Source organism: Wolbachia endosymbiont (group B) of Limnophora tigrina, from assembly GCF_964263235.1.
Taxonomy (GTDB): Bacteria; Pseudomonadota; Alphaproteobacteria; order Rickettsiales; family Anaplasmataceae; genus Wolbachia.
In genome coordinates this window covers 1,057,658-1,069,880 of sequence record NZ_OZ181655.1, presented here as the reverse complement: position 1 = coordinate 1,069,880, position 12,223 = coordinate 1,057,658, and the positions used below count along the sequence as shown (strand labels likewise).

The 12,223-nt window shown below is 35.7% G+C and carries 11 protein-coding genes, 1 tRNA gene and 1 pseudogene; 8 read left to right on the top strand and 5 right to left on the bottom strand.

Annotated elements, in window-relative coordinates:
- Window positions 1–345: a hypothetical protein gene (locus ACE38O_RS05325; RefSeq protein ID WP_374698505.1), complete on the top strand. Its 345-nt coding sequence runs from the start codon at window positions 1–3 to the stop codon at window positions 343–345.
- Window positions 345–920 carry a glycerol-3-phosphate 1-O-acyltransferase PlsY gene (gene plsY, locus ACE38O_RS05320; RefSeq protein ID WP_374699094.1) on the top strand — a complete coding sequence of 192 codons (576 nt, stop codon included), beginning with the start codon at window positions 345–347 and terminating at the stop codon, window positions 918–920. The genes ACE38O_RS05325 and plsY overlap by 1 nt, the downstream gene beginning before the upstream one ends.
- Here plsY and ACE38O_RS05315 read toward each other — a convergent pair.
- The 3 genes from ACE38O_RS05315 to ACE38O_RS05305 all read right to left on the bottom strand — a co-directional run bounded on the left by ACE38O_RS05315 (window position 915) and on the right by ACE38O_RS05305 (window position 3,771).
- Window positions 915–2,723, bottom strand: a complete 1,809-nt coding sequence (locus ACE38O_RS05315; protein ID WP_374698504.1) for a hypothetical protein — start codon at window positions 2,721–2,723, stop codon at window positions 915–917. The genes plsY and ACE38O_RS05315 overlap by 6 nt on opposite strands.
- A gap of 52 nt (window positions 2,724–2,775) precedes the next feature.
- Window positions 2,776–3,687, bottom strand: a complete 912-nt coding sequence (locus ACE38O_RS05310; protein WP_374698503.1) for a cation diffusion facilitator family transporter — start codon at window positions 3,685–3,687, stop codon at window positions 2,776–2,778.
- An 11-nt stretch (window positions 3,688–3,698) separates the two neighbouring features.
- Window positions 3,699–3,771, bottom strand: a tRNA-Val gene (locus ACE38O_RS05305).
- Between the two features lie 241 nt (window positions 3,772–4,012).
- On the opposite strand from ACE38O_RS05305, the gene ACE38O_RS05300 reads away from it, so the two are divergent.
- On the top strand, window positions 4,013–7,546 hold the full coding sequence (locus ACE38O_RS05300; RefSeq protein ID WP_374698502.1) for a peptidase M2: 3,534 nt from the start codon (window positions 4,013–4,015) through the stop codon (window positions 7,544–7,546).
- Window positions 7,547–7,814: 268 nt separating this feature from the next.
- Here the strand turns inward: ACE38O_RS05300 and ACE38O_RS05295 are convergent, their stop codons facing one another.
- Window positions 7,815–8,024, bottom strand: coding sequence for a hypothetical protein (locus ACE38O_RS05295; protein WP_374698501.1), 210 nt, complete (start codon window positions 8,022–8,024; stop codon window positions 7,815–7,817).
- 63 nt (window positions 8,025–8,087) lie between these two features.
- On the opposite strand from ACE38O_RS05295, the gene ACE38O_RS05290 reads away from it, so the two are divergent.
- Window positions 8,088–8,972 carry a hypothetical protein gene (locus ACE38O_RS05290; RefSeq protein WP_374698500.1) on the top strand — a complete coding sequence of 295 codons (885 nt, stop codon included), beginning with the start codon at window positions 8,088–8,090 and terminating at the stop codon, window positions 8,970–8,972.
- 63 nt (window positions 8,973–9,035) lie between these two features.
- Here ACE38O_RS05290 and ACE38O_RS05285 read toward each other — a convergent pair.
- Window positions 9,036–9,141, bottom strand: a pseudogene (locus tag ACE38O_RS05285) (IS481 family transposase); the annotation flags it as partial.
- A gap of 243 nt (window positions 9,142–9,384) precedes the next feature.
- Between ACE38O_RS05285 and ACE38O_RS05280 the strand changes: the two are divergent.
- From ACE38O_RS05280 to ACE38O_RS05265, 4 genes are all read left to right on the top strand, one after another.
- The gene (locus tag ACE38O_RS05280; protein WP_374698499.1) at window positions 9,385–9,546 is read left to right on the top strand and encodes a hypothetical protein; all 162 of its coding nucleotides are present in this window, start codon (window positions 9,385–9,387) and stop codon (window positions 9,544–9,546) included.
- A gap of 621 nt (window positions 9,547–10,167) precedes the next feature.
- Window positions 10,168–10,689 carry a cytochrome b gene (locus ACE38O_RS05275; RefSeq protein ID WP_374698498.1) on the top strand — a complete coding sequence of 174 codons (522 nt, stop codon included), beginning with the start codon at window positions 10,168–10,170 and terminating at the stop codon, window positions 10,687–10,689.
- A 5-nt stretch (window positions 10,690–10,694) separates the two neighbouring features.
- Window positions 10,695–11,723, top strand: coding sequence for an NAD(P)H-dependent flavin oxidoreductase (locus tag ACE38O_RS05270; protein WP_374698497.1), 1,029 nt, complete (start codon window positions 10,695–10,697; stop codon window positions 11,721–11,723).
- A gap of 107 nt (window positions 11,724–11,830) precedes the next feature.
- Window positions 11,831–12,178 carry a hypothetical protein gene (locus ACE38O_RS05265; protein WP_374698496.1) on the top strand — a complete coding sequence of 116 codons (348 nt, stop codon included), beginning with the start codon at window positions 11,831–11,833 and terminating at the stop codon, window positions 12,176–12,178.
- The last annotated feature ends 45 nt before the right edge of the window (window positions 12,179–12,223 follow it).

Sequence of the window (12,223 nt, the reverse complement as noted above, 5' to 3'; positions counted from 1 at the left end):
TTGGCATATGAAGGTACAACAACAGATGTCATTTCAGTAACTGACACACAATTGTACGAACTTTATATTTTAAAGCAACATGTACAACTAATGGTGTCATTCCAGTGCCATTTTCTTGTCATAGCAAAACTCCCTCTTGTCATCCCAAAACTCTTTCTTGTCATCCCAAAATTCCCTCTTGTCATCCCAGTGCGTGACACTGGGATCTATTTTGTATATAGTTCCACCATAGTGTTATGTTTTAATGTAAAATTTTATATTTATCTACTAGGTTCGTTTGCGAACAAAGTTCGCTGGATCCCAGTGTCACGCACTGGGATGACAAGAGAGAGGATGCTAGAATGATGGAGAAGTACGTAATCCTTATACTATCCTACGTACTCGGTTCAATACCGTTTAGCTTAATCATTACAAGAATAAAAGGGATAAACTTAAGAGAAGTAGGTTCAGGAAACATTGGCGCTACAAACGTTGCAAGAACAGGAAATAAATGTCTTGCTGCTCTAGCATTACTTCTGGATTCTTTTAAGGGATTTATTGCCATTTATATAGCACAACAATTTTGTGATAATAACGATTTTTATATATATGTATCTGCAATTTTAGCAGTTTTAGGGCACATGTTTCCTATTTGGCTAAAATTCAGTGGAGGAAAGGGAGTGGCAACAACTTTGGGAGTGTTGATAGCACTTAATATGCCAATTGCCTTGATATTTATATTTGCCTGGATAGTGGTATTTTTTATCTTTAGATATTCTTCTCTTGCTTCATTAAGTGCTATTACAATAGCCGTGATAACTTCATTCTTTTTCAAAGTGGATCTATTCTTAACATTACTAATTATAGGAGCACTGATTTTTTTTAAACACCACAGAAATATTGTGAATCTTCTGCAGGGCAAGGAACATAAGTTTTTATAATTCATGTGCTGACCCTGTTGCTATATTACTAACAGATACTCCATGCAAGAAACGACTTGAGACTACTTCTTCTACTTCTTTTATCATTTCTTCCATGCTTTTTCCACTTTTCTTACATGCATCATCAAGTGCTAATTTTAGCTTACGTATATCATTCTCTTCTAGCATCTTATTCATTTCTTTTTTCGTTATCTCTAATTTTTTTAGTAAGATGTTCTCCATTATCTCTCTTTCATTACCTTTATACTGGTTACTTAGCCTGCTATACGCAATGCAACACTTCCTTTCTCGTGGCAAGGCTGACAGATCCCGCAATACAGTATCTATTTGAGCCTCTATAGGGCTAACTTTTCCAGCCTTTTCAGCAGCTTCTGACCTAAATTTTTCAACCTCTCCTATTATTATTTTGTCAGCTATTCTCTTAGCTTCATCCAGAGATGAATCCTTAAGAGAAAAATCTGTCTTGAGTAAATTTTGGTTTAAAAGCTCTAGAAAGACTTTTTTTTGGATGCTTTCAAGTAAACTTTCTTGATCACTTAAACCATATACCTCCAGCTTATCTCCCATGTACTGACTCAGTTCAAAACATTGTAATTTATTTAACTTTATAAAGTTGATACTTTTTATTAACGTCAGCACAATTTGTTCACTATATTGAGAAGTAAAACCCAGTAATTTTCTCATTAAAGGAATACTTACTTCTGAAATAAAATCATCAACTATTTTTTGACTTTCATTGTCACCAGAATTGTTCTGAACCTTATACCAAGCATTAAAGATTTCTTTATTGTTTTTCTTATTTTTTAACCTGTCTAACATAAACTTACGTGCTTCATTTTCTGCCTCTGAAATTGATATTTGCTGTGGAGTAGTAAATCTAATTTCTGGGTCAGGATGAATTCCCTCTAGCGTGCTTAACATTCTGTAGACAATACCAGTAAAACAGGTGTTAGGAATCCGCTCTTTTCTAGAGAAAGTTTGGCTATCAAGCAAATTTGTAATTAACGCGTCTTTTTTATTTTTTACAGCTTCTCTATCTCCATCATTGCAGGCTCTCAGAACTAGAAGTAAAATCTGCCCACCTGTGAAACCAGAGCTATGCTTTTGATCATCTTTGCAAAAGTCATTTAAAAATGCAATTACTCTTCCTTTATCTTCACCACTAAGCTCATATGAATTGTTTATATATCCAATGAATTGAATATATTCATCATTTTTGATTACGTCTTCAGGTACTTGTTCGCCATACTTATCTTTTAATTTATCAACATTTTCAATGATATCATCATTTAATTGATGGGGCAGTAAATGTTCGAGCTTAATATCAAAGCTATTGACTAGCCCACGTAAGTTCTCTTTCATGCCTTCCCGAAAGAAATTCATGGAAGCTTTAAGCAGTGTAAATGGGTTAAAATCTTTTGGTCTCAGTTCACTCTGCAATAAAACCAATAGCATTGTAAGTGGTATAGTTCCCAGTAACGAAATTAGTAAGAAAGTGGAGGTGAAAGTGAGATATGTTATGAAAGCAGAAAACAAGAGGAAGGCTGCTACCTTGATTGCATTGTTCTTAAAAAATATTTCCCAATATTCCCTTTTGCTCATTTTTTGCTGTTTTGCCGTTTTTATTTCTTTGTAGATATAAAGAGTTTTAATTTCAGACCTGAAGAATATAGTACCAAGAGAAAAAAGAACACTAACAGGATTAGTGATAATGCTTAAAGAAACAAAAGTTGCAAAATAACTAACAAACTTTAGCCTGCTAGATTCCTTTGAAGGAAATTGTAATTGAGAAATACCTATCATAGCTTACCTTCAACATCATTACATTCTAGTAATAGCATAGTAATTTAAAACGTCAATGTTTAAGTATCTTATTATCTGCACACTCATCGTATTCAATTTCAACTGTGGAATGTGCTATCTCGAACTTATCTAGCAATATTTTTTTTATTCTGTACAAAATATCAGTGTGTTGTGCATCTTGCTTTACTTTGGCATGCATGGTAATTATAAAATAATTATCAGACAGTGACCATGCATGTATGTGGTGCACATCTATCACTTCAGGTAATTCTGATGTGATCTTACTTTTTATTTCCTCAGTAGATATCCCTTCAGGTGTGCCTTCAAGAAGTATGTGGCAAGAATTCTTTAGAATTTTGTAGCCACTATTCAAAATGATTACACTGACAAATACCGATAAAATCGGATCCACCATTTGCCATCCAGTAAACATGATAATTATGGATGCAAGTACAGCAGCTACAGAACCTAAAATATCTCCTATAACGTGTAGTACAGCACTTTTTATGTTTATATTGCTCTCGCATTTACTATGTAATATAAAAAAGACTATAATATTAGAGATCAGGCCAAGTGTGGCAATTACTAACATTACTTTCCACTCAACATTTACCGGAAAAATAAATCTTTTTATTGACTCAATTATAATGATTACTGCAATAAAAAATAAAGTTAAACCATTAACAAATGCTGCAATTATCTGCAACCGATGATACCCGTATGATCTTTGCAAATCAGATTTCTTAGCTGAAAATTTGTGTGCTAACCAGCTTAAAACTAAGGCAAAGAGGTCAGTGAGCATATGCCCTGCATCTGATAGTAGAGCAAGCGAATGTGAAATTATTCCACCTACTATTTCCATAAACATTGTTATCGCAACTATTATTACGGAATAGATTAAGCGCTTGGACTGTGCTGCTGAGTGTTTGCCGTTATGCACTGCTGTCATATAAAATCTTTTCATGAACAAAAACGTGGGTAACACTGGGTTCGAACCAGCGACCGCTTGCACGTCAAGCAAGTGCTCTACCAACTGAGCTAATTACCCATCGTGGTTTTAGTATAGTGCTTTGGTGGAATGAAAGTCAATTTGCTTTTAAATTCTTACCTTTATCACACTATCCAACATGACATTAGAATCTAGATTTTTTCTGTGCTAATATTTTACACATTAAATTAATAACTTATACTTCTTCACTAAGACACAAATTATATTAATACAGAAATTCACACTTTTTTAGTAGAGGTCACCTTATATTTGAAGAGTTAATAAATTAGAGGTTAGAATTATGACAATCAATCAACAAATAAATAAAAATATAACTAAAGAAGAATACTTTAACAATAACGGCAAAGGGTTTAATTCGTCACATGTTGTAGAAGTTAAAGATTTAAATATTAAAGTAGAAGTTTATTCTCATAATTTAAGAGCAAGTAAAATTGCAACAATTGAAAGTGAGATAAAAGAAACAGCTACTAGTTTTAAAGATACATTCAAGTTAGAACACAGCAACTCAGAACAAACATTTAAAATTTATATGTTTGATGACAAGGATGATTACACTCACCTTGGCGGAAGTGAGAGTTTCGGTTCTTACCTTGGAGATGAGGGTGGTAAATGTTACTACAAAGGGGAAGCTGATGTTTTTGCTGAAATGTATGTCTATCAGCAAGGTGGCGTTCATAACCTTCAGCATGAATTTGCACATGGTTTAACTTACTTGGCTACAGGAGGTAAGCACCTACCTACAGTATTAATGGAAGGAATTGCAGATTACTTTGAGCATCATTCAGATCATAAATTCAATGCTCAAGGATCAAGTATCGACAAAACTGAAGCTGCAAATTTGGATTTAGATAAAATTTTAAGTTTAGAATATTCAAAGGACAGCGAAGCAAATAGCCTGGTTTATAAAACAGGTCATGCGTTGATAATGTACTTACAGGAAAAAGATCCTAGTTTATTAAGAGACTACCTAGATGCTTTACGTCAAGGTAACCCAGATGAGTCAAAAAGTTTCTTGAAAGACATAAAAGGACATGATGCTGACTTCAAAAGTTGGCTTGCTGAGAATGATACAGAAACTGCAATGGAACATCTCAACGCTTTGCAAGTTACAAAAGGAGATTTTATAGCAACTGGTCAGGAAATATTGGGTGGAGAAATTAAAAACGTATCCTACTATAAAGCAAATATAGAAAAAATAGATGGAGAAAACGTTGGAAGTTTTTCTTCTGTAGAACATGTTGCATTTCATAATGTTGCTCGTGCTATAAATAGGGCAACAAATGATCATTTAGATATATCAAAGGAATATCATTTCCTCAAGGTTTCTGATGGACAGAATAAACTAACTTATTCTGACCAACAAGGTAATGAATATCAAAACAGTCAAGAATATAAAAATCAGGCTTTAAGGATATTATCAAGATATGGTGAAGATTTAAGAGAATCTTACGATGAAGGGAAAAAAAATTTAGAAAAAAGATATGTGGATGAACTAGAAAACTTAGATAAGCAGAAGGATATAGAATATGGTGATGTGTTGAAAGGCCTGCGTGAACAGGAAGACACACAGCGCCATGATGCATCTGAGCAATACGAAAGAAGAGAGATTTCTTATGAAAAATATTCAGAAAAATTCAAATTAGCTAGCACTGATTATTATAATGAAGATAAGAGATTATATAGTGCTACACAAGACAAATATACACAACTGAAAGATGCATTATTAAATAAGTATGAGGAATCAAAAAACTCCTTGCTTGATAAAACCATAAACACTGGCTTAGAACAAGTAAAAGCGACTAAGAACATCGATGTAGAAAAGATGTTAGGAGAGATGATCAATATCGATCCAAACTTGATAAGAGGTACAAATCATATTGATCTACAAGAAGGCAAGATTTTCTCTATAAAAGCTCTTGGTCACGGGGATATGGGTGCACTGTCTATATATGATGGAAATACAAAACTTGGAGAGTTATTGAGCGAATCAGGATTTTTTAAGCAAGTTGAAGGCCAAACTAAAGAAACTTTTGTTTTTGAGGATACATTGCACAACCTAAATGTTTCATATGATGGTAGTGCTTATATGGCAGTTACAAAAGAAAATGGTCAGTATAAAGCTTCTCTAATAGATGGCAGAACAGTTGAACGCGATGAATACTTTGATGAAGCACATTTACATGAAAATGAATTGTTGCATCCTAGTACTGGACACATTCAAAAAGATTTAGATTCTCTGCTCCTCAGAGGCCCTAAGATTTTGAATCATCAGGATTCAGAGCATGCACAATATTCTGATGAGCAAAGAGAAAGCGGAGTAATCGTGGAAAAAGGAACATTACTGGATAATAAGGGAACAGATAGGACAGACGATGATGTGTACGAAGCGGTTGTAAAGCAAGGAGACGAGCGCTTACATGAGTTCAAAAATATGGGCTTTTATATTACCGAGAAAGGTGATCTATTTATTCATGACCATGGAGCAAATGTAAGGTTTCAATTACCAAACAGCATTTCTCATCTAAAATTAGTGGAAAAAGACGGAGCATATAAGCTTGTTCCGGTGACGAAAGATGGTGATGAACATCCAATGGGTATGCCAGATATACCAGATGAATATAGATACATAGATCCAATATTTGCACATGAATATGAGAAGAGAGATTATTCCCATAAACATGTAAATGTGGGCCTTATAAACTTAGAGAAATATGGCTCTGGTAAACTTTTTGCCATTAAACATGATCCAAATGATTACCACATACCAAGAAACTCCAGTGGTGAAATAGTTAGAATAAAAGATCAAACATATTTCACTAAAGTAAAACTATTTGATGGTGATACTGATGAAGAAATTGGAATGTTATCTAATAATTTCCATAACTTCAAAGGGAAAATATTCTTTTCTGCTGACTACAACTACAGTTATAACGATTTCCTCGCATCTGTTTCTCCTCAAGTTGAAATTGAGGACATGGGGAATGGAAGTAAAAAAATAACTTTTGATCAAGGCAGTGGCGATATCGGTGATACTAATAGAGGCTACACGGACTATCAGAGAATATTCACAAAAGAGAAACAAACCGAAAGTCCAAAAGGGCAAGTAAGTGAAACTAAGACAGAAGTTAACATGAGCCATAGTACTACTAATGTTGTTGCTGAAGAGAGAACTGTATCAAACGACAATAGTGAAATGCAGTCTGATCAGCCACAAATTCCAACAAGGGCAAAAAGGTCAGCTTCAGTAGAGGAAAAAGAACAGGTAGTATTGAAAGACACAATCTTGAAAATAGAAAAGAGCTATGATCGAGATTCAGAAGGAAAGCACAAGGCAAATGTAACCATAGATTACAATGATGTAAAATCTTTGTATGATAGAGCAGAAGGAACAGATAAGCAATCTGTGTTAGATTTCTGGAACAAATTGCATACATCAAATTATAAGGTTGGTGCTTTGCCAGAAGACAAATATTATTTTGAAAAAGGCAAGTTCGTAATTCACGATGGTGATACGAAAAAGCTTATAGCGTTACCTGAAGATAAGGTATCCATCAAGATAATGAAGGATGGTGATAGTTATAGTTTAGCTATATCAAGTGGTAATGGCAAAGTAATAAGCAGCATTAGTAAAATAGATAATCCAAATTATGAATTGCTGTCAGATTCAAGTCATTTCAATTTAGGGGAGCAAGATAATATTGTATTATCAGATCAACATCACGAATATAATCTTTATCTAGAGAATGGCTTTGTGAAAATGTTTGATTGCGCAAGCGATTATGTTTATCACGATCATAACTCGGCCTACATCTAATACATACAGGGAAGCAAGTATAGCTGACCCAAGCAACACGTCATACCGCGATTCATTCGCGGTATCTCTATAGCTAAGGTTTCCCTACCATTCCGCTAACAAGTAGCGGGATGACAGCAGTCCTACGTCATACCACCGCGAACCGTCATACCGCAGCGGTATCTCTAGATCCCGCTAACAAGTAGCGGGATGACGATTGTCAGTCCAGTACCTTCTCCTGTCATTCCAGTGCCTCCCTCCCTTGTCATCCCAGCGCCTACCTTCCTTGTCATCCCAGTGCCCAGACACTGGGATCCAGGAAAAAGAATGGTGTCATCCGAGTAGCTGACACTGGATCTAGCCTTTCTGCAATCTCATCGAAACCATTGTAACCACTTTCTATGCTAGTTTGCTTGTGAGCAACCTGGATCCCAGTGTCATGCACTGGGATGACAGGAGAGGGGCCTGGGATGGTAAGAGAAGAATTCTGAAACGACAAGCTTCAAGGAAATCTTATGTAAAATCTAGCATTAACAAAAATTATACTTTTTTCATGCATGCTATGGTTTTTGTAATTAACGGAGAGTGTGATATGGCGTTGCTTGATAATTTGAATGGTAAGACAAAACGAGAGCTCATAGACGATAGTGATTTTGTAAATGCTCTATTAGTAAAGCTCAAAGCAGGGGCTAATGATAATGGTGTTTATACTAAAAAAGATGTGGATGCTAAGGTGGTAAAGAAAGCTGATGTTGATGGTGCTAATGCAACTGAAGCTGGTGTGAATGCTATGTTAGGTATACTCACTGGAAATAACGTAGTTGTTAAAGTTCCAGATCTAACTACTAAAGTTAACGTTACTGGTGACAATGCAACTGAAGCTGGTGTGAATGCTATGTTAGGTACACTCACTGGAAATAACGTAGTTGTTAAAGTTCCAGATCTAACTACTAAAGTTAACGTTACTGGTGACAATGCAACTGAAGCTGGTGTGAATACTATGTTAGGTACACTCACTGGAAATAACGTAGTTGTTAAAGCTGATGGTTCCAACGCAACTGAAGATGGTGCTAAAGCTATCTTAAGCAAACTCACAGACAAAGTTGTTCAAACTTCTCAACTTGAAACATCAGCTGTAGCAGGAAAGGTACTTGGTGCAAAAGATGGCAACAAATCAATTTTAGTGGAAAAATTACGAGGATTTCTTGATGCTAATGATACAGCGTATGGTGATAATCAAACAGCAAAAGCTTTTTTAAGCGCAAAAGTAGGGGCATCAATCGATGATGTAGCTAATAAACTTGCGGGAGAAGAGTCCTTTAAAACTAAAGTTATAGCAGATACCTTAAAAGATTTAGGATTCCAAAACGCTGTAAAAGAAGTAATGTCACAACCGTATTTTGAGCCTCCAATAAATGATGATGCTGCACTTAATTGGACTTGGTAATACAGCAAGTAGTCACGCTACTTGGATGACACCTAACACCCCACAATCTCATTCCAGTGCGTGACGCTGGAATCCAGGTCTTTTACACTTGAGATACATTTCCTAGTTGTTTTGCTAGCTCTAATAACCCTAGCTTTGGTTTTAGTATTTTTGTTTGTATTGTACTCATTTCTAACACTCCTTTCTTTTATTATTTTATAACTTACTTATTTTAAGTGTCAGATCAAGTCCTATTTAATACATTTTAGCTATCATAGGATGACAGAAGCAGATACTTCACTTTGTCATTCCAGCGCCTCCCTCTGTCATCCGAGTAGCTGACACTGGTTTCCATCCAAGAGGGTGTCATCCCAGTGCCCAGACACTGGGATCCAGAAAAGTTTGCTTGTGAGCAAGCAAACTAGCATAGAAAGTGGTTGTTAAAACACAACGTTTTGATGATTATGAAAAAACTGGATCCCAGTGTCGGAGCACTGGGATGACAGAGGGAGGCGCTGGAATGACAAGCGTAGGCAAACACCAAGTCTACCACGTCATACCGCGATTCATTCGCGGTATCTCTAGATCCCGCTAACAAGTAGCGGGATGACGGTTGTCGTTTAGCTACAAACATTAAGAAATTTACCAAGCGAAAAAAAAGGCAAAAGAAGCCCTAGTCATTGTCTATTTTCTGTATTGGCGTTTTTTTAAGTCTTAAACACTGCAATTTAGCTGCTTTTAAGTGCAACTCACCTTAGTTCAAATGTTTAAGAAATTTACTAAGCAGAAAAAAAGGCAAAAGAAATCCCGTGTTAGCTAGTTGTCACTCTCTAATCCTGCAAATTGGCGTACTATACTGTCTTAAACGACTTATAAGCGCGTTTCAGCTTATGTAGGTAAAAACCCAGAAATGTTGTGAAGACATAAGGTGCACATAGTGCAAAAAATTAAAAATAAGACGCCAACTACGTTGTTTTCTTGCTGTTTAATCTGCACAGATGAAGATAACTGAATACCTTCAGTTTCATGATAAGGGGGCTGGCGGAGTTTGTCAAGGAAGTTTTGCATTTAATCCGTTTCTATGGCTTAGGTGCCACTTGACTCTCGGCTGGGTCGAATTTGTATAGCTACATTGTCGGTAAATCTAAATTGCTTTAATAATTTTGATTGAAAAATAGTTTTTCTATTATATAAATGCTACTTTAGGGTAATCAAAATGGAAGACGATAAATATAGCCTAGGTTTAAGAGTTATCCATTGGTTGATGGCTGTTTTTATTATTGGTATGCTTTGCTCTGGACTTTATATGAAAAGCTTACCACTTAGCAATGAGATTAAGTTCAACATATACGCTATTCATAAGGCTTGCGGTATCACTATTCTTGGGTTGATTGTTGTACGCATATTTTTTCGCATCTTTACTTACGCTCCACCACTACCAGGGAATTTCTCTCGATTTGTAATCAATGTAAGCAAAACAGTACACTTTGGTTTGTATTCTTTGATGGTGCTAATGCCACTATCTGGCTATGTTATGTCTTCTGCTTCTGGCAAAAAGATCAAGTATTTTTTTCATATCCCTTTGTTGATTAATCAAAACAAAGATCTAGCTAACACGGCTAATCAGCTACATTCGATGCTTGCATGTTTTATGGTACTCTTTATAATCTTGCATATACTTGGCGCTTTGAAACACACATTTATAGATAAGCAAAACATTTTTAAACGTATGATATAGGTTATATGTTAAGTAGCCTCTGGAAAAAAGGAACAGATTTTCTTGGTAGTGAGTTTGCGATAATGGGTGGTGCTATGAGCTGGGTTTCAGAGAGAAACTTGGTTTCGGCAATCTCAAACGCTGGTGGTTTCGGTGTAATTGCATGTGGTGCAATGTTTCCAGACCTATTGAAAAAAGAAATCATAGAGACACAGAAATTAACTAACAAACCATTTGGTGTAAACCTAATTACTATGCACCCAAAGTTGAGTGAGTTGATAGATGTGTGTATTGAAACGAAAGCAAGCCATATAGTGCTTGCTGGCGGATTACCAACGAAGCCTAATATAGAAAAAATTAAGAGTGCAGGCATTAAAGTTATGTGCTTTGCACCAGCATTAAGCCTTGCGAAAAGGTTAGTAAAAATGGGAGTAGATGCGTTAATAATAGAAGGGATGGAAGCAGGTGGGCACATAGGGCCAGTTAGCACTTCTGTTCTCGCACAAGAGATATTGCCTCATTTTAAAAATGAACAAATACCAGTGTTTGTTGCAGGTGGAATAGGAAAAGGTGAGATGATAGTTAATTACTTAGAAATGAGGGCAAGTGGCTGTCAAATAGGTACATTATTTGTCTGCACTAATGAGTCAATTGCCCACAAAAATTTTAAGAAAGTGTTTATTAAATCAGCCGCACGTAATGCAATACCTTCTGTACAGATAAGTGCTGATTTTCCTGTAATTCCAGTAAGAGCCATAGCCAACAAAGCAAGTGATGATTTTATGAAGCATCAAAAAAAAGTTATTGATAAATACCAAAATGGGCAGATCTCAAAAGAAGATGGGCAGCTTGAAATAGAAAAATTCTGGGCTGGAGCTTTAAGAAGAGCAGTAATTGATGGAGATGTTGAAACGGGATCTTTAATGGCCGGTCAAAGTGTTGGCATGGTTGATAGAGAAAAGCCTGTAAAAGAAGTGATAGACATGTTAGTTCAACAAGCGAACAATTATATCAAAAGCAAATTTGTAGAAGTAGAAAACCCAGAAAGCAAATAGTTAACAGGTTGCCGTAATTATTCATGATAGGGCATAATTGCCCAGTTTTAATGTAAAATTAATGCTAAAGAGGTATCTATACATTTTGTTATGTATGGAGAAGTGCTATGCTAAGTCCTTTAAAAAAACCTAAGAATAATAAAAAAGACTCTGAATTGCATGACGTGATATACGCAAAGGTAACGAAAGAAAATCATAAACACGAAAGCCCAGACAGTAAGCGAGACGAGACTCTCAGAAAATGCAAACAGTTGTTCAAGCAAGGAGCTAGTCCTAAGGTGTTAACTGAATTAGAAGAATTACTGAGAGCACGACAAGATGAGCAGGCTATCGCAAAACACTTAGAGTTATCCAAGCAAGGAACTAGTCCTGAAGCATTAGCTGAGTTAGAAAAATCAGTGGAAAAAAAAGAGAACATTATAATAATTATACCCAACACTTTCTTCCAGCGTTGAAAGCAGAAATAACAGAGTCAAAAAAACTAGACTCAAAAAAAAAGA

Coding starts and splice junctions, on each gene's coding strand:
- ACE38O_RS05315 (WP_374698504.1), bottom strand. CDS start 2,723: ATGATAGGTATTTCTCAATTACAATTTCCTTCAAAGGAATCTAGCAGG.
- plsY (WP_374699094.1), top strand. CDS start 345: ATGGAGAAGTACGTAATCCTTATACTATCCTACGTACTCGGTTCAATA.
- ACE38O_RS05310 (WP_374698503.1), bottom strand. CDS start 3,687: ATGAAAAGATTTTATATGACAGCAGTGCATAACGGCAAACACTCAGCA.
- ACE38O_RS05300 (WP_374698502.1), top strand. CDS start 4,013: ATGACAATCAATCAACAAATAAATAAAAATATAACTAAAGAAGAATAC.
- ACE38O_RS05290 (WP_374698500.1), top strand. CDS start 8,088: ATGGTTTTTGTAATTAACGGAGAGTGTGATATGGCGTTGCTTGATAAT.
- ACE38O_RS05275 (WP_374698498.1), top strand. CDS start 10,168: ATGGAAGACGATAAATATAGCCTAGGTTTAAGAGTTATCCATTGGTTG.
- ACE38O_RS05265 (WP_374698496.1), top strand. CDS start 11,831: ATGCTAAGTCCTTTAAAAAAACCTAAGAATAATAAAAAAGACTCTGAA.
- ACE38O_RS05270 (WP_374698497.1), top strand. CDS start 10,695: ATGTTAAGTAGCCTCTGGAAAAAAGGAACAGATTTTCTTGGTAGTGAG.